Consider the following 17805-nt stretch of genomic DNA (forward strand, 5'->3'; position numbering starts at 1 on the left):
CTCACTATTTTATCCGATTTGACCGATAGTACCCGCCGCCACCGCTGCCGACCCGAACCGAAGTGTCCAAGTCACGGCTTTCGGCCCAATACCCATGCCACGAGACATAACCTGTGGCAGCCACGGCCAGGGTCGAAATGACGATGAAAATGATCCTGAAAGCTGTCACTCTAATCCTCATCTACCCAATCAGTTCCCGACCACCGGGCGCGTTGATGAATCCATTTGCGCCCGAACTGGAACAGGAACAGCGCTCCAAAAACCCCGGCCAGCGCAAATGCCCAGAGACCACTGGACAGTCCGGTTTTGACACTGACTTGCAACTGGCTGAACGGCTGCCCGGGCACATGATCTGCGCCCTGTCCGTTCCAAAGCCCCTGCTCTGGCACGTCCAGTGCCAATGTGTAATCACCCGTGCAATCTGGCCGAAACGTCAGGCTCGCAAATTTGCTGCCTTCACGCCATGTGCCGTCCGAGTCGCGACCGGTGTAATATTCGATTGTTCGACCCGCCTGGAACACCGGCTCTCCGTCCGGATCAAGCATCTCGATGTCCAGATAGATCCAACTGTTTTCAACATTGCCCGAAAAGGTAACGTTCGTCAGTTGGCTATTGGCTTCAAGCGGGATTGTGATCTCGGCGGGGAAGTCGCCACGTTTTAGCGCCTGACGCTCTATCGCCCTCTCACCTGATCGTTGAGAGAAGGAGACCGCCATCACAAGACAGAGGATCGTAAACACGAATGATACGACCAGCAAAAATCTATAGTTTGGGCCCTCGATGAAAGGTTGCAGCGGATGCACCCGATGTGGGTTCAGGTTCAATGAAACCCCAAAAGCTGCTTCGGCCTGCTGTTTCGAAACATAGAACAAGCGATAGGTCTCACGCTCGGACCCAGTGGTTGAAAACCCCAGCATCGCCGTATCAGACATCGCTGAAATCGTCTTTGTCTTTTCGCCCAGTGAAGGCGTCCAGGTGAATTCGCCCTCGACATAGGTGACCGCGCTTGTGGTGGTCTCGTAATACACAAAGCGCCCATCCTCGGTCGTCACAGAGGGAGGAGATTCCGCTGTCTCAACCCACCGCTCCGACATCCAGGCCGATCCGCGATAGCGTCTGGAAAACACCAGATGCCCCGCCTCAAGCGTTAGCCAGGCATAGCCGTGAGTTGGCGAATAGAGCTGATGGTCTATCCATTGATAGACCCGTCCGCCCCAGCGTTCGGCATGCTCGATCAGACCGATTATGGTGAACTCAGCACCATACAACGACCCACTCATCCCAATCGAAAGCGGGGTTTCCGGGCGTTTCTGATCCTTGAACTGGCGTAGAGTCCGGTAGTTGTTCTGTGCATCCAGTTCGGCCCCGCAATAGGAACAGATCTGCACGATCACCCTGCCCCCGCCCAGCACATCCAGACCGGCGCCGCAGCAGGTGCAGTTGATCGAAAGAAGACTTGGATCTCGGGTCATGGCTGCCGCTGAACCTTCACGTCAAATGCGTCGTACCACCGACCGTAGAACCAGATCGCATGACCCGGCCAGAATTCGCCGGACAACAGTGCCTCATCCCCGGCGGATGCGTTCACGAACTCATGGCTTTCCCCGACCTTTAGCACCTCATCGAACTGTCCACGCAGGGCGATACATTTGGCATGTTCAACTTCGGTAACCGTGAATGTGGCCGCGTCGAAATCCAGCGTTTCGCCCAGCTTGAACGGAGGCATGAATTTCGGCGTGTCCTTTTCGGTCAAGCGTTTCTGCCGAACGACATCTCCCTCATCGAGCGATATCCAGCAGGTGCGGCCATCACCATCGACACCGCAGAACTCATCCCAGAACCCCCGCCCGTAGGAATAGCGCGCATGACCAAGAATCAATGTCGACGTTCGACCCAGTTGCACTTGATCGCCTATCCCGAACAAAAGCGGTGCATCGTGCATCTCACCCTGCTGGCCCGCCGATTGAACCTGGACATCATTGATCATCAACGTCGTACCGCAGGACGCACAGGTGGCAACCTTTATCCCTTTCAGCGCAATCGGGGTTTGCGCACCGCAGTTTGGACAGTTCAAAGTCTTCATGCTTTCAAGTCGCGCAAAGAAAATGAAAGTTCAAGCCGTTATTGGTTCTGGAGAATACACGTCCGGTGCCGCCTCGCCCTTGTTGCCAGAATTCAAACAGAACCACTTAGGTGGAACTGAACATGCTGGCGGTTCTGTTAGAAGTGCCGTCAGCCCCAGCAATCATCTGAGTTAGTCGTGAAATAGGATTTCAGCTGCGTCTTTGCTTATGGTTGTGCCCTTCCTGCCCGCAACGATATCCGCCAGATCGGCCAGTGCGCCGATGGCTGCGGATTTGCCGGTAAGCCGCGCAAACTGGGCGGCGGCCTCGACCTTTGGGCCCATCGAACCGGCAGCGAAATTGAACTTGGCCATGGCCTTTGGTGAGGCGGCTTTTATGCCACGCTGAGTATCGGTACCCCAGTCCAGATAGGCACAATCAGCATCCGTTGCCGAAATGAACAAATCGGCCCCGACCTCTCGGGCCAGCAGCTCCGAGGCCAGATCCTTGTCGATCACCGCTTCTATCCCCTCCAGATAACCCGGAGAAGTATAGGCCGTGGGAATGCCACCGCCACCGGCACAGATCACCACGGTTTGCCGTTCCAGCAGCCATTTAATCGGCCTGATTTGAAAAATCCGTTTCGGCAGCGGAGAGGCAACAACCCGTCGCCATTTGTCACCATCCGCACGAATTTGCCAGCCCTTGTCGGTGGCCAATCGTTCAGCCTCGGGTTTGTCATATACCGGACCGATGAATTTTGTGGGGTCGTCAAAGGCGGGATCCTTGGCATCGACCTCAATCATGGTCAGCAGCGTGGCCAGAGGCGTCTCGGGCGGCAGACGGTTGCCCAGCTCTTGCTCGATCATATAGCCGATCATGCCCTCGGTTTCCGCCCCAAGCACGTCCAGCGGATAGGCCTCATTCGGTTTATAGGCGTTGCCCTGTAGGGCCAGTAATCCCACCTGAGGGCCATTCCCGTGGGTCACAATCAACTCGTTCCCCTCGGCAATGGTGGCCAGCGCCTGAGCGGCGATGGCCGTGTTTTCACGCTGGTTCTCGGCGGTCAGGGCCTGACCGCGCCGCAGCAGCGCATTGCCCCCTAGGGCGACGACGATGCGCATGACTCAGGCCCCCAGAGTGGCGACCAGAACGGCCTTGATTGTGTGCATTCGGTTTTCGGCCTGTTCAAACTGAATACCGGCGGGGCTTTCGAATACCTCTTCGGTGACCTCCATTTCGGTGATGCCGAATTTCTCGTGGATGTCTTCGCCCACTTTTGTCTCGGTATTGTGGAAGGCGGGCAGGCAATGCATGAATTTGACGTTTGGATTGTTTGCCGCTGCCATTAACGCGCTGTTGACCTGATAGGGGGTCAGCTGCTTGATCCGGCTGTCCCAGACCTCTGGTGCTTCGCCCATCGAGACCCAGACATCGGTGTGGATGAAATCCACGCCATCCACGGCGGCCGCAGGATCATCGGTGATGGTCAGCGTCGCGCCGTAACGCGCGGCGGCTTCTTCCGCCGGACCGCGGAATTCGTCGGACGGCCACAGATCACGTGGGGCGGCGATGCGGACGTCCATCCCCATCATGCAGCCCGCGATCATCAGCGAATGGCCCATATTGGACCGCCCGTCGCCCACATAGGCGTATTTGATGTCATGCAGGGGCTTTTCTCCATATTCCTGCATGGTCAGCAGATCGGCCAGCATCTGGGTCGGGTGGAACTCATCGGTCAGCCCGTTATAGACCGGCACGCCCGCATTGGCGGCCAGAGTTTCCGCCAGTTCCTGCCCAAAGCCGCGATATTCGATGCCGTCGAACATGCGACCCAGCACGCGGGCAGTGTCCTTCATGCTTTCCTTATGCCCGATCTGTGATCCCGAGGGGCCGAGATAGGTGACGCCAGCCCCCTGATCCATCGCGGCCACTTCAAAAGCGCACATGGTCCGGGTCGAGGATTTTTCGAAGATCAGGCAGATGTTCTTACCCTTCAGATGCTGGATTTCAGACCCCGCATATTTTGCGCGTTTCAGATCGCGCGACAGGTCCAGCAAATAACGCAGCTCGCGCTGGTCGAAATCGAGCAGTTTCAGGAAGCTGCGGCCCTTGATGTTAAATGCCATTGGTCAATCTCCTTTTTCAGTAATCGGGTTCAATAATCCACGGGGTCACGCCAGATCGGGCAGGTCATGCAATGCCCGCCGCCTCGTCCACGCCCCAGTTCCGAGCCCGAGATCGTGATCACCTCGACCCCCGCCTTGCGCAGCAGCGTGTTGGTATAGGTGTTGCGGTCATAAGCGACGACCACGCCGGGCTCTAACGCCACCACGTTGTTGCCGTCGTCCCACTGCTCGCGTTCCTGATTGAATGCGTCTCCGCCGGTCTGCACGATGTTCAGAGATTTGATCCCCAGACATTCGGCGGCCACATCGAACAGATGTTTGTCATCGCGCCGGAAGTCGATCGTGTCCTCTTTGTTTCCGGGGCGCAGGCTGATGCACTGGATGTCGTTACAGACATCAACATAGGCAGTCGCGGTCTCGCGGTCGCAATGGCTGAACACTGTATCCAGATGCATAGCCGCGCGGCTGCGGGGCATCTGACAGGCAACAACCCTCTCCGCCGCGCCTTTGGCAAACAGAGCGCGGGCAACCTGACCAACCGCCTGCGGACTGGTACGTTCGCCCATGCCGATCAACACACTGCCATTGCCCCAGGGCATGACATCACCGCCTTCGACCGTGGCCGCGCCGTGATCCTTGTCTGGGTCACCCCACCAGATCTCGAAATCTGCGTCGCGGAACTCGGGGTGGAACTTGTAGATCGCGGTCACCAACAGGGTTTCGGGGCGCCGCGCCGGCCAGTACATCGGGTTGACCGTAACGCCGCCATAGATCCAGCAACTGTTGTCACGAGTGAACTGCGTATTTGGAATCGGTGGAATCACAAAGCCCAATGGCCCCAGATAGCTGCCGAACATACCTGAGGGTTTGAACGGCATATCTTCGACCGCGATGCCGCCGATCAGATATCTGGCCAGATCCTTGGCCGCCATCTCATCCAACCAGCCGCGCAGCTCATTCAGCATACCGACGCCCACCTGATTTTCGGTAATGCGGCGGTCCAGAACCCAATTACGGGCTCCCTTGTCCTTCAGCGTTTCTGCAAGCAGCGTCTGGAATTCTAAAACCTGAACCCCGCGATCCTCCATCTTCATGCGGAAATCGGCATGGTCAGAGCGGGCTTTGTGCACCCAAAGGACATCGTCATAAAGCAACTCTGCCGCATTGCCGGGGGTCAGGCGGGAATGGGCCAGACCCGGTTCGCAGACCATCACCTTTCGAAGTTTCCCAATCTCGGAATGTGCGCCAAATCCAGTCATGATATCTCCTTTGATGTAATCGCGCCGGACTGCCAACGCAGCCAGACATGGATGGGCAACCCAGCCAACAGCAACAGGACGCCCCAGAAAACGACGTCTTTTCCAGCGCCGAAAATCGCCCAGAATGAATAGACAAAACCGAGACCCGCCAGCACAAAGGCCTGCGGTGGCAGGCGGGTGCGTTCTTTGCGTTTTGCGCGGATCATTATCTCGGCACCTGCGCACAGCAGGTAGGGAACCAGCGTGGATAGGGTGGCCAACAGAATGATGAATTCAAACTGTTCAGCCAGGGATCGGGTATAGTTCATAGCGATCAAAGCGCTGGCTAGCAGGCTTGAGGAGATCAGGCCAAATGCAGGCGTACCGGTCCGTGACACCCGGGCAAAACCGGCCGGGAACAACCCGTCACGCGCCGCGCCCAGTGGCACTTGCCCGGTCAGCAGCACAAATCCGTTGAGCGTGCCGAAGGTCGAAACGCAGGCCCCGACCGCGATGAATACCGCACCGCCAAACCCCCACATCACATGCGCAACATCCGCCAGCGGTGCGTTGCTTCCGGCCAGCGTGCCGGATGGTACTACCCCAAGCGCCACATAGGTCGTGGCGATATAGACCAATGCGGCAACACAGGTTCCGACAATCGTCGCAAGAGGGATCGTTTTGGTAGGGTTCCTGACATCGCCCGCCGGAACCGTTGCGGATTCGAGCCCCACAAATGCCCAAAGCGTCAACGCCGCGCAGGCCGAGATCGCCGATATGTTCGACATACCGCTGAGGTTAACCGGCCGGAAGTTTTCAGGTTGGACATGAGCCAGGCCCAGCAGGATCAGCACCAGCAGCGGGGACAGCTTCATCACCGTGGTCACCACTTGCACAATCCCGGCCTGCCGAACGCCGCGCAGATTGACCCAGGTGAGCAGCCAAATCGCACCAAGTGAGACCGCCAATCCCGCGAGCGCAGTTTCCCCGATGGCGGGTACCATAAAGCTGAGATAGCCAGCAAAGGCGACGGCAACGGCGGCATTCCCAGACCACAGCGCGATCCAATAGCCCCAAGCAATCAGGAAACCGGCAAAATCACCAAAGCCCTCGCGCGCATAAGCGTATGGCCCGCCGGTATTGGAAGACAATCGCGCCAGCCGTCCAAAGATCAGGGCCAGCACAATCGCGCCACCTGCGGTCAGAACCCATCCCGCCATCGAGATTGGCCCGAACACGGCCAGAGAAGAGGGCAGCAGGAAAATACCGGACCCGATCATATTGCCCACCACCAGCGCGGTGCACATCCAGAACCCAAGGGTTCCTTTGGGTTTAGATCGGGTGTCGGTGGGCATAATGCGACCTCATGCCAACGCGGAAAGGCTGAGCCCGGCCATGATGATGATGATCAGGATCAGTAAAAGCGGCCACATGAACCTGAGCCAGCGTTCATAGGGCACACGCCCCAGGGCAAGCCCGCCCATGACCACCGCAAAGGTGGGGTTAATCAGGTTCACCAAACCGCTGGCTGACTGATAGGCCGTCACGACCAAAGACCGTTCTACGCCGGAAAAGTCTGCTAGCGGCGCCATGATCGGCATGGTCAGAACCGCCAGGCCCGAGGATGACGGGACGAGGAAGGACAACAGCCCCTGCAAGGCGAACATCGCATTGATAAAGGCCACTTTGCCCAAACCATCCACGGCACCTTCTGCCCAATACAAAATGGTATCGGTGATGTTTCCTGCGTCCATGACCACTACGATCCCGCGCGCGATCCCGATCACCAGCGCAACCCCCAGCAAATCCCGGGCACCGTCAACGAAGGTCGAGGTGAATTCCTCTTCCCCGATCCGTGCGATCAATCCCACGATTATCGAGGACACAATGAACAGGCCGGACATCTCGGCCATCCACCAGCCTCCTGCCGCGACACCCCAGATCATCACGCCAAAGCTGGCCGCAAAGATCAAAAGGATCAGCCCATGCATACTCGTAAAGGTCGGAGCTTCACCGCCCGTGCGGCCACCTTTGAGGAAATGCGCCTCATTGCTTTCGCGCTTGTCGGCAACGATGGACAGATCCGGATCGGCTTTGACCTTGGCTGCATATCGCATGACAAAGACCACACAGGCCAACCAGCATGCCAGCAACAGCGCAAAGCGCAGCATTATGCCATTGGTGAAGGGCACCCCCGCCGCATCCGAGGCGATGACTGTGGCAAACGGGTTAATCGTCGATCCCAGCGTGCCAACCCCCGCCCCCAGCATGATGATGGCCACACCCACTACCGCGTCATAGCGCGCGGCAATCATCACTGGGATAATCAGCGCGTAAAAAGCCAGTGACTCTTCGGCCATGCCATAGATTGTGCCCCCCGCAGCAAAGAAGGCCATCAAGATGGGGATCATCCATTTCTCGCGCCCCTTCAGACGCACCATTGCGCGCGCAATCCCGGCGTCAATCGCCCCGGTTCGCGTTACAACTCCCAAAAAACCGCCAATCACCAGCACAAAAAGTGCAACATCAATCGCCCGCGCTTCATAACTGACAGGGTCATAGAACCCCCCGATAGGGGCCAGTACGACATCATAGAACCCCTGCGGATTGGGCTCGACAACCTGATAGCTGCCCGGTACCGGAACATCGCGTCCCAGGGCTTCGTTAGCGACGCGGTCATATTGGCCAGCGGGAACAAACCAGGTTGCAATGGCGACCAGTGCTATCAACGCAAACAGAATTGTATATGCAGTTGGAAACTTGAGCTTCATGTCATCAAACTCCTAAAAGAGCTGAGATTGGGTTTCGAAACTTCCGGTCTCTTCATACAGTCTCAATATGAGATTTCTAAGGATGAATGACCCCGAGGCGACCTGAACGGTTCTACATGAACGCCATTCGCTGGCGCTGCGCATTGACCTGCATCAAAAGAATTCAGGCTGACGCCGGATTCAGGTTCGTCAGTTTTTGCTTTCCTACAGATCGTAAGTTGCTCATTTGTGTGCAGCGTTTAGCACCTTGCGATCCATCGCCCCAGTCTGGCAGAAACCCGCTTGAGACTGTGGTGATCATGTTGACATATCAGCCCATTTCCCTGAACCGGGAAGTCGCACATTTGCATTAGGCTTACCAAAGGCTAATGTGCAAGAAATTAAGGCGCAAATGCCCGTATCGAACAGTAACCCAAGGCTAACAACGTGAGCTCTGAAATTCCCAGGTCCCTGCCTGCCAGACATGAGTTGCGCAAGGTGCGCAACAAGGGGCTGTCATTTCTGGCACTGGCCTTCCTGTTCAGCATCTTTGTCAACCTGCTGATGCTGACGGGGCCTTTATTCATGCTGCAGGTTTATGACCGGGTCCTTGCCTCTCGGGCGGTTGAAACCCTCACGGCGCTGTTTCTGATTGTCGCTCTATTATATAGCCTTATGGCCATGCTGGATTTTGCGCGAGGACGTATCGTTGCGCGGTTCGGAGCGAGGTTCCAGTCGCAACTGGACGAGCGGGTGTTCGAGGCAACGCTGCGAAAATCTCTTGTTCCGCAGGCCCGTGCAGCCCCAGCCACTGCCTTGCGCGACCTTGAGGCAATCCAGAACCTGTGTTCCTCACCTGTTTTGCTGGCCGTAATGGATATCCCCTGGACACCGGTTTTTCTGGCAGCAATCTTCCTATTCCACCCGATGCTTGGATGGCTTGCGGTTGCGGGTGGCGCGATCCTGATTGTCATCGCTCTGCTTAATCAGGCGCTCACTCATAGAAAGGTTGCCGCTGCACAGCAGGCCTCGGCGCGGGCAGGCTCATTCTCGGAACATGCCAGACAAGCCGCAGAAGTTGTCCGCTCGCAAGGAATGCAGCACGACATCTCGCAACGCTGGCTGACCCAGAGGACCGATGCGCTGAGACAGACCATCTCGGCCAGCGATTGGACCGGAAGCTTTACCTCATTAACCAAGTCGATGCGGCTGTTCTTGCAATCTGCCATGCTGGCATTGGGAGCTTTGCTGGTTTTAAGAAACGAACTGTCCCCTGGGGCAATGATTGCAGGGTCCATCCTGCTTGGGCGCGCATTGGCCCCGGTCGAGCAGGCGGTGGGCCAATGGGCATTGGTGGAGCGTGCGCGATCTGCGTGGATTTCACTGAACCGATTCCTGGACACCACCCCGCCCGAGCCGGACCGGACCAAATTGCCTGTACCAGATGCGCGCCTGATCGCCAAAGGACTGACCGTTGTACCACCCGGCGCCGATTTACCGACACTCAGGAACGTTTCACTGAAACTAGAACCGGGCAAAGCTTTGGGCGTGATCGGCAAAAGCGGGTCAGGAAAATCCACGCTTGCCAAGGCCCTGTTAGGATTGTGGAAACCGGCCGTTGGCGAAATCAGGCTTGGAGGCGCTACACTGGATCAATACGGGACTGATGATTTGGGCCAACACATCGGCTATCTGCCGCAGGAAGTCACTTTGTTCAACGGAACAGTGACCGAAAACATCGCCCGGATGTCCCAAAACCCGGATTCGGAAGCGGTCATCGCTGCAGCCAAGAAAGCCAAGGCTCATGACCTGATCCTGACATTGGAAAAGGGGTACGACACGTTTCTGGAAGGCAATGACAGTCAACTGTCGGGTGGCCAAAAGCAACGTATTGCTCTGGCGCGCGCTTTGTATGGAGATCCTGTCCTGCTGATCCTGGACGAGCCGAACTCGGCTCTGGATGCTGATGGCACTGAGGCATTGAACACCGCTATCCGAGAACTGAAGGCCGCGGGCAAATCAGCCATCATCATGACGCACCGACCACAGGCCATTTCGGAATGCGACAATCTTGCTGTTGTTGAAAATGGCCAGGTCGTGAAATCCGGCAGCCGCGATGAGGTGCTAAGCGCCATGGTTCAGAACGCAAATGCGATCAAAAAAGGTCTGGCACGGGTGGGTGAGTAATGCAAAAGCCCAATCATAATGATACGCGCCCTGTTTGGCGCATTACATTTCCTGCTCTGGTCGGGTTTCTCGCACTGGCTATTTTAATCGGCGGGTTGGGCTTTTGGGCGGTGCAGACCAGGCTGGCAGGCGCCATTGTATCGCAGGGCGTCATCGAAGTTCAAAGCAACCGCCAGGTAGTCGAGCATCCAGACGGTGGCGTGGTCGGCGAGATTTTTGTGCGCGACGGTGATTCCGTCACCGGCGGCGACATTCTGTTACGTCTGGATGACACGTTTCTGACCTCGGAAAAGACCATCGTTGAGGCGCAGCTGTTTGAATTACTCGTCCGAAAGGCGCGGCTTCAGGCCGAACGCGATGGCACTGATCTGACTGTTTTGACATCCGCGCTGAACGACGTACAGAAACAAGAAGACATTGACCCTGAGCTGATCGCCGGCCAGCAACGCCTGTTCGAGGCACGTCTGAATACCCTAAATCAGCAGACTCAGCAGTTGAGCAAGCAACGCATTCAGATAGAAAGCGAGATCGAGGGCACCTTGGCGCAACTGGTCTCGCTGCGCCGTCAGGTCGATCTGATACAGGAGGAGCTGCAGGACCAGCAAAGCCTGCTTCAACGCGGCCTGACACAAGCCAGTCGGGTATCCGCCTTGCAACGCGAAGAAGCCAGCCTGACAGGTGAAATAGGCAGGCTCGAAGCGGCTGCCGCGCGGCTCAAAGGCCAAATCGCGGCAACCGAGATCAAGATTGTAGAACTGCAGGCGACACGCCGCGAAGAAGCAATCACCGCCTTACGCGATGCGCAATCGAAAATCGCCGAACTGTCTGAACGCAGGCTCTCGCTGGCTGTTCGTCTATCGCGGCTGGATATTAGGGCGCCGGTTTCCGGTACTGTCTATGGAAGCCAGGTGTTTGCACTGCATTCGGTTGTACAGCCGGCAGAACCGATGATGTATGTCGTACCACAGGAAATTCCTCTGCTGATCGCCGCTCGCGTAGATGCGATTCATGTGGACCAAGTATATATTGGGCAGCCCGCCCTCCTGCGATTTCCCGCCTTCAACCAACGCGAAACCCCCGAAATCGAAGGGCATGTTGTCACGATTTCTGCCGATACGTTCACTGATGAGAACACCGGACACACATTTTATCGCGCTGAAATGTTACCTGATGCCAACCAGATCGAGCGCCTGAACGGGCAACGTCTTGTACCCGGCATGCCAGTCGAAGCGATGATCAAGACGGACGAGCGATCCCCGTTTTCATATCTGATAAAACCGATGGCCGATTACTTTAACAGGGCCTTCCGGGAATAGATTCCGTCGTCTTTAAACCGCTTCGAGATTGCCCAACAGGATCGAAGTCATGTCAGTCGTGATCACTCCGTCTACCGCGACGACATCGACACCGGTTTCGTAGGTCACGTTTGAACTTGTGATCCCCGACAAATCAGCGTCTGCGTCCAGAAACACCCACTCTGCCTCATGCGCTGTGGGCAATCCGACGGCGATCTGCAAGATAGCCAGCGCATCCAGAGCGTTGATGAGGCCATCTTGATTGATATCGGCTGCAATTAGGTTTTCCGGTGCTGCCTGCCCCCATGTCGGGTCCAGTCCCACAGAAAGCCGCAAGACCTGCAATGCGTCCAAGGCCGTGATCTCGCCGGTCCCAGCCGAATAGGACTTTATGATATCCAGTTCACCGATAAATGTGCCCGAAGGCAGATCCAGATCGAACCTCCCTTCATCGTCGGCTTGGACACTAACCGTGCCGCCTCCGTCCGGGGTGAAACGTATTTCAGCGTTTGACAGACCGGGATTTGCAGCTTGTGAATCAATGGTAATATTCCCTTGAATGCCTGCTGAACTGTCCGGGTCGAGCCCGCCCAAACCGTTCAAATCCACCGGAATATGGTCTGGCCCGCCAAATCCGGCGCCAAAGACATCTGAACTGGTCAGCGGAGCACCTGACGCCGAAAACACCTGAACCACATTATCCAGATACCCGATCTGCGCACCTTGCGCGGTGGACGTAAAAGTGAGCTGTCCAGGTGAGCGCAGGAATGGATAGTCAAACAGATCCAGCCTGTCCGATCCGACTTCAAAATCGGTAATCGTTGTCATCGCGCTTCCGGTCTGCATCACAAAGATATCAGACCCGGAACCGCCGGTCATCGTAGTGGCCCCAATCCCCGCTATCAGGATGTCATCGCCGCCGCCGCCAAGTAGAGAGGCATCAAGGATGCTGCCACTGAGCATATCGTTCTGCGCGGTTCCAGTGACTGTCCCATAACCGTCCGCTACGATACCCGGGTCAGCGACCGAAAAAGTAAGCTGCGTCAACCCGGCCTCTTCTTGTGAGGCGGCAAAGATCTGAATGTCGTCCCAGACATGGGCCACGCTGAGCGATTCGACATTTTGCAGCCCGGTGCTCAACGTATCGGCAAAACTGTCCAGATAGACCAGTTGACCATCCGGTGTCAGGGTAAACAGTGTCACCCCATCATCGCCTCCCCCGGCCACGACAAACACCTGACCATTCACTTCGACCACGGCCAGGTCCTGAGCCGATTCAAAGCGGGTATTCAGTGTATCCAGGACATGATCGGTGGGTATCAACCGGCCATCACCAGACAGCTCCATGACGCTGATCGTGTTGCTTTCGCTGCCAGCAACGATGACCCAGGAATGGCCATGCGCCTGCACAATTTCGACGGCCGTTGGGGCGCCAATGCCCAAGGTCGAGACCCCATCGCCGGAATCTGCGAGGCTCAAGGTTCCCGCGCTGCTGTCCACCAAATAGGTCGTTATCGAATTGCTGGTGGCGTCGGTTGCAACGACAAAATGATCCGACCCGGACTGAGCGGTCTGGATCGAGTCGGCCTGACCTGCAACGGCCCCCGCAAAGGTCAGTGAGCCGTCTGAGCCGACCGTATAGGTCGAAATCAACCCGCTGCCCTCTTGCGCCACGGCCAGAATGTCGACCGATCCAAAGGAAACCTGCACTAAGGCCGAATAGCCACCCCCACCGTTCAGGGTCCCGGTTTCCTGTAATTCTCCGATAGATCCGTCTGGAAGGATTTCGTAGCTGACAAGGCCGGTTGCGGACCTGACATCCAGAACGATCTGATCGCCCCCCAACAGAGAAACCATTACCCCGGAACGTCCAACTGTGCCCGAGATTGTACCACTGAAATATTCTATGTCTTGCTGCTGGGGAACCGCGCCTTCGACGAGGTGCCATACAACAATGCCCCCTCCCTGTCCGGTCAGGCTGTACAGATACGTTTCCCCGTTAAACGTTTCTAAAGCCGTATCGCCGATACCTGAATTGAGCGCTGCGCTCCCTGTTGCAACTACTCCGCCGAACTGAAGCATCATACCAAATCACCCCACGCCAAAACCTGGCTCTTGAACAGGATGATCTGATGCCCGGTCCAATACCAAAGCGGGATTGTGGTGAAAACGAGGAGTTCGGTTTCAGTTTAACACAATTTTTTCTGGTCCGACCGCATGAACATCCGATGGGCAACACACATGAACAAAACGTCGCTGCCCATGATTTCAGCGCGGAAACAGCATGTGAGGGCAAGATGACCAAAACACCTGATATGACACGCAATCCTGCAAGTACCCGGCCCGATGCGGGTCAGCGGCAACAGATACGCAAGTGGATCGGCAACAAAATGCGTCGCTGGGTCGGGCGCGGTATCGCAGGCAGTCTAAGTTCGGCCTTGCTTGCCCTTCCTGCGTTGGCACAGGCCACGACCGAAGAACTGGACACCTTCCAATTCGCTGATGCGATTCCCGGCGTTAACAGCGCAAAGCTGCTGGCAAATGGCGATGTTCTCCTCAAATTGGAAGATGGGCGCACGATTTTGGTCTCGGCAGAGAATGTTCATATCCTGGATGGCGGCTCCATCATGATTGCCGAAGATGCGGCGGCGGAAATCGCGCAATTCGCACTGGCCGCCGAAGCCGGGGGAGCCGCAGCAGCCGCTGGCGGCGTTAGCGGCGCCGGTGCTGTTTTGGGGGGCCTTGGTCTGGCGGGTGCAGCCGCAGCAGGGGGAGGTGGTGGCGGCGGCGGTGGAGATGACGAGGCTCCGGCGCCCGCTCCAAATTTCCAGAGCCTGAACCTTGCTGGTCTGCAAGCGAACGCATTGAACAGCGCCAGCGCAAACCTGATGGCACCGACCGGAACCACAACGGTCGAGGTGACAATCGGGTCACTGACCAAGACGGCAACGCCCAATCCAGATGGCAGTTGGAGTATTTCCCTTACGGCGGTTGAGGCGGCTAGCCTTCCTCAAGGTGTGACAACAGTCACCGTCCGCAACCTGGATGGAACGGGTGAGGAAGTATCGGTCGAAACGGTAAGATTTGATGTGGACACTCTTCCACCAACGGTCAGCATTACGGGCTTTTCGGACGGGGCCATTCTGAATGCCGCCGAGCAAGCGACTGATCTTACAATCTCGGGCACTTCTGACGCCGAGAGAGGTCAAACAGTAACGGTATCTGTAAACGGGCAGACTTATACTGGGACAGTGAATGGCGGCGGCCACTGGAATGTTACCGTGCCGGCCACAGACCTGGCCGCCCTGCCTGACGGGGTGACCGTTTCAGTGACTGCCGATGTCGACGACCGCGCAGGAAATCCGGCGATACAGACAAGCGCAAGCTTTGACACAGACTTTAGCGCTCCAACGATCACGCTTGATCCGGTCTCTGGCGGTTCGATTGGCCTGGGGGACATCGGCTCTGACCTGATTGTCACCGGGTCGACATCCGCCGCAGACGGGCAGACGGTCACTGTGACGTTCGATGGCCAAGCATATACCGGCACCGTGTCAGGCGGTACTTGGAGTGTCACCATCCCCAGCGGCGATCTCGGCTCGCTCTCCACCGGAAATCCGGCCTCGGTAAGTGTTGTCGTTGACGATGTGGCAGGCAACCCATCGGTCCCGGCCACGGCTTCGGTACCGGTCGATCTGACGGGGCCTTCGGTGAATATCGCGCCATTGTCCGTTGGTGCGGTCATCAACGCTGCCGAAACCGCCTCCGACCTGACCATCAGTGGCACAACAGGAAATGTTCAGGACGGTCAGGTGGTGACAGTATCTCTGGATGGGCAAAGCTACAGCGGCACAGTAAGCGGCGGCAGTTGGAGCGTCACCGTCCCTGCAAGCGATCTTGCATCGCTGGCAGATGGGGGCGATTTCACGATCACGGCGGATGTGCTTGACACAGACGGCCTGTCAGCGCCGCAGGCAAGTGTGCCCCTGTCTAAGGATGCCAGTGCGCCAACAGTCAGCATCGACACCTTCTCTGACGGTGCTGTCATGAATGCAGCCGAACAGGGCACTGATCTGACAATCTCTGGGACGACGAATGCTGAGGATGGTCAAACCGTAACCGTTTCCATGAATGGGCAGGACTACACCGCAACCGCCTCTGGCGGAACCTGGTCGGCGACCGTCCCGGCGGTAGATCTTGCTGCCCAGTCCGATGCAGCAGCCGTCAATGTTACCGCAGATGTCTCTGACGCGGCTGGCAATCCGGCCCTGCAGGCCAGCGGCAGTTTCACAACGGATTTCACAGCACCGGCGGTTTCCATCACCGGGTTGTCGGATGGGGCTGTCATGAACGCAGCAGAACAAGGAACCGACCTCACGGTGTCTGGAACTTCCGATGCGGCAGATGGCACGGTTGTGACCGTAGAAATCGTTCGGCAGGATGGCACAGTTGACGTCACCGGCACGGCGACTGTAACGGGCGGGTCCTGGACCTATACCGCCTCAGCCGCGGATTTGGCCGGACTTCAGGATAGCGAAACCTACGATGTCGAGGCATCTGCTTCGGATGCGGCTGGGAACACAACAGCGACATCAACCAGTTTTGACACAGACTATACAGCACCAGCGGTCACCATCGACCCTCTTTCGGTCGGGTCAGAGCTGGATGTATCCGAAAAAGATAGTGACCTGACGATCACCGGGACTACGGATGCCGCCGATGGGGAAACGGTTACAGTCACACTGAACGGGCAGTCCTATACAGGCACCGCCTCAAGTGGCACCTGGTCAGCAATCGTTCCGTCCGGTGACTTGGGAGCGTTGGCAGACAGCACAACCTTCCAGGTTTCAGCGACGGTTACGGATTCCGCCGGCAACATCTCTACCGCCGCCGCCACCCCGTTAGCCACGGATTTCCGGCCTGTCCTGACAATCAATGACACCGGAACAAACGGTGCCGTTTCATTGAATGACGCCCAAAATTCAGGAGTCGTTGTCTCTGGCACGTCAATAGGCCTTGCCGCAGGTGAGGCTGTAGATGTGACGTTGAATTCCATGTCAGTCGGAACCGCTACGGTCGGTGCCGACGGAACCTGGACACTGTTGGTAAGTGTTGCGACCTTTGCATCAGTCGAGGCGGGGGATGATCTGGACTTTGGCGCAGAGGTATCTGTGGCAGGTGGCCCTGATCCTTTGCCAGTTACGGATGAAAACACGGCCCATGAACCTGCAGCCTATGTGATCACTGAAGCCGGACAAAGTGGATCAACAGTCACATTTGAAATCTACGCAGACCCTGATACGGATCTGTCCAGCGGTCTGGCGATCACAGCCGAACTGGGTTTCGATCCCTCAGTGGTGACGTTTGACACCGGATCAGATGTCGAGAATGGGGCATTCGATTTGTTCCTGACGAACCCGGTGAGTGGATCAGCCGTCAGTTTTGCTGGCGCGGCGACCACCTATTCCGACCTGTCCCAACCCATCGTCACATTCACGATGACAGTTCTAGATGCCTCTGAACCGATTGTTCTGACGTTGACGACTCCGGATGGTGGTCCATCGGTGCTGCAGATCGGGACATCAGGCGACGACACATTGATTGCAACCAACATCGACAACGTCATTCGTGGCCAGGACGGCGATGACACAGTGGATGTCTCAGGTGCTGGTCGGGACATTGTCGTGTTCGAGCCGGACCCAACAGCAAATGGCGTTGATACGATCACTGGCTTCACGACTGGACCCGCGACTGACACCGCTGATGCGATCATGTTCAGTGGATTGGATGTCGACAGCCTGCGCGGCGACGGAACAGGTGTGGAAACGCTTTCAGTAGGGGATGCACTAGGCGCGGACACCGGAGTGGTTGGTTTGACGACAGAGCTGAGCGATCTGACTGCTCAAACCATCGAGACCGCGGTCGAAAGCCTTACCGGCGCCAAAGCAGGTGACGAGATCTATGTCCTGGCTACGGATGGAACTGACAGTGTGCTAGTCAAGGTCGACTATTCCGCATCCGATGCGGCGACAGTCGAAACGGTGGCCCATTTCACCGGGTTGGATGACCTCAGCGGGCTTACTGCTGACAATATTCTGCATACCGATCCAACCGGGGCCAGTGCCTGACGCTCGACTACACTG

At 57.0% G+C, this 17805-nt stretch carries 13 protein-coding genes; 4 read left to right on the forward strand and 9 right to left on the reverse strand.

What is annotated here, in order from left to right:
* Positions 1-4: 4 nt before the first annotated feature.
* Genes AC2FFB_RS08445 through AC2FFB_RS08455 form a run of 3 tightly spaced genes read right to left on the reverse strand, consistent with a single transcriptional unit; the run spans position 5 to position 1987 of the window.
* Positions 5-169, reverse strand: a complete 165-nt coding sequence (locus tag AC2FFB_RS08445; protein ID WP_496689284.1) for a hypothetical protein — start codon at positions 167-169, stop codon at positions 5-7.
* A gap of 1 nt (position 170) precedes the next feature.
* Positions 171-1472, reverse strand: coding sequence for a DUF4178 domain-containing protein (locus AC2FFB_RS08450; RefSeq protein WP_496874781.1), 1302 nt, complete (start codon positions 1470-1472; stop codon positions 171-173).
* Entirely contained in the window at positions 1469-1987 is a 519-nt protein-coding gene (locus tag AC2FFB_RS08455; RefSeq protein ID WP_496874782.1) for a DUF4178 domain-containing protein, read from the reverse strand. The genes AC2FFB_RS08450 and AC2FFB_RS08455 overlap by 4 nt, the downstream gene beginning before the upstream one ends.
* Between AC2FFB_RS08455 and AC2FFB_RS08460 the strand changes: the two genes are divergently transcribed.
* Positions 1980-2258, forward strand: coding sequence for a hypothetical protein (locus AC2FFB_RS08460; protein WP_496708006.1), 279 nt, complete (start codon positions 1980-1982; stop codon positions 2256-2258). The two genes, AC2FFB_RS08455 and AC2FFB_RS08460, sit on opposite strands and share 8 nt — an antisense overlap.
* Here AC2FFB_RS08460 and arcC read toward each other — a convergent pair.
* From arcC to AC2FFB_RS08485, 5 genes are read right to left on the reverse strand one after another with little or no spacing between them, the layout of a single operon-like run.
* Positions 2255-3187, reverse strand: coding sequence for a carbamate kinase (arcC, locus tag AC2FFB_RS08465; RefSeq protein WP_496874783.1), 933 nt, complete (start codon positions 3185-3187; stop codon positions 2255-2257). The two genes, AC2FFB_RS08460 and arcC, sit on opposite strands and share 4 nt — an antisense overlap.
* Before the next feature lie 3 nt (positions 3188-3190).
* Complete coding sequence (gene argF / locus AC2FFB_RS08470; protein ID WP_142636395.1) at positions 3191-4192, reverse strand: ornithine carbamoyltransferase; 1002 nt, start codon at positions 4190-4192, stop codon at positions 3191-3193.
* 29 nt (positions 4193-4221) lie between these two features.
* The gene (locus AC2FFB_RS08475) at positions 4222-5451 is read right to left on the reverse strand and encodes an arginine deiminase (protein ID WP_142636397.1); all 1230 of its coding nucleotides are present in this window, start codon (positions 5449-5451) and stop codon (positions 4222-4224) included.
* Positions 5448-6785 carry an amino acid permease gene (locus AC2FFB_RS08480; protein ID WP_496874784.1) on the reverse strand — a complete coding sequence of 446 codons (1338 nt, stop codon included), beginning with the start codon at positions 6783-6785 and terminating at the stop codon, positions 5448-5450. The genes AC2FFB_RS08475 and AC2FFB_RS08480 overlap by 4 nt, the downstream gene beginning before the upstream one ends.
* Before the next feature lie 9 nt (positions 6786-6794).
* On the reverse strand, positions 6795-8201 hold the full coding sequence (locus AC2FFB_RS08485; protein WP_496713609.1) for a YfcC family protein: 1407 nt from the start codon (positions 8199-8201) through the stop codon (positions 6795-6797).
* A 426-nt stretch (positions 8202-8627) separates the two neighbouring features.
* On the opposite strand from AC2FFB_RS08485, the gene AC2FFB_RS08490 reads away from it, so the two are divergent.
* Positions 8628-10367 (forward strand): type I secretion system permease/ATPase, encoded by a 1740-nt coding sequence (locus AC2FFB_RS08490; RefSeq protein ID WP_496874785.1) that lies wholly within the window; start codon positions 8628-8630, stop codon positions 10365-10367.
* Positions 10367-11683, forward strand: a complete 1317-nt coding sequence (locus AC2FFB_RS08495; RefSeq protein ID WP_271948965.1) for an HlyD family type I secretion periplasmic adaptor subunit — start codon at positions 10367-10369, stop codon at positions 11681-11683. The genes AC2FFB_RS08490 and AC2FFB_RS08495 overlap by 1 nt, the downstream gene beginning before the upstream one ends.
* Positions 11684-11695: 12 nt before the next feature.
* Here AC2FFB_RS08495 and AC2FFB_RS08500 read toward each other — a convergent pair whose 3' ends face one another.
* A complete protein-coding gene (locus tag AC2FFB_RS08500) occupies positions 11696-13747 on the reverse strand; it encodes a beta-propeller fold lactonase family protein (protein WP_496874786.1) in 2052 nt (683 codons plus the stop codon).
* 212 nt (positions 13748-13959) lie between these two features.
* Between AC2FFB_RS08500 and AC2FFB_RS08505 the strand changes: the two genes are divergently transcribed.
* Positions 13960-17790 carry an Ig-like domain-containing protein gene (locus AC2FFB_RS08505; protein ID WP_496874787.1) on the forward strand — a complete coding sequence of 1277 codons (3831 nt, stop codon included), beginning with the start codon at positions 13960-13962 and terminating at the stop codon, positions 17788-17790.
* Positions 17791-17805: the final 15 nt, after the last annotated feature.

It is taken from the genome of Ruegeria sp. YTSA219 (assembly GCF_059609985.1).

Coding starts and splice junctions, on each gene's coding strand:
- AC2FFB_RS08485 (WP_496713609.1), bottom strand. CDS start 8,201: ATGAAGCTCAAGTTTCCAACTGCATATACAATTCTGTTTGCGTTGATA.
- AC2FFB_RS08495 (WP_271948965.1), top strand. CDS start 10,367: ATGCAAAAGCCCAATCATAATGATACGCGCCCTGTTTGGCGCATTACA.
- AC2FFB_RS08505 (WP_496874787.1), top strand. CDS start 13,960: ATGACCAAAACACCTGATATGACACGCAATCCTGCAAGTACCCGGCCC.
- AC2FFB_RS08500 (WP_496874786.1), bottom strand. CDS start 13,747: ATGATGCTTCAGTTCGGCGGAGTAGTTGCAACAGGGAGCGCAGCGCTC.
- AC2FFB_RS08450 (WP_496874781.1), bottom strand. CDS start 1,472: ATGACCCGAGATCCAAGTCTTCTTTCGATCAACTGCACCTGCTGCGGC.
- AC2FFB_RS08480 (WP_496874784.1), bottom strand. CDS start 6,785: ATGCCCACCGACACCCGATCTAAACCCAAAGGAACCCTTGGGTTCTGG.
- arcC (WP_496874783.1), bottom strand. CDS start 3,187: ATGCGCATCGTCGTCGCCCTAGGGGGCAATGCGCTGCTGCGGCGCGGT.
- AC2FFB_RS08475 (WP_142636397.1), bottom strand. CDS start 5,451: ATGACTGGATTTGGCGCACATTCCGAGATTGGGAAACTTCGAAAGGTG.
- argF (WP_142636395.1), bottom strand. CDS start 4,192: ATGGCATTTAACATCAAGGGCCGCAGCTTCCTGAAACTGCTCGATTTC.
- AC2FFB_RS08455 (WP_496874782.1), bottom strand. CDS start 1,987: ATGATCAATGATGTCCAGGTTCAATCGGCGGGCCAGCAGGGTGAGATG.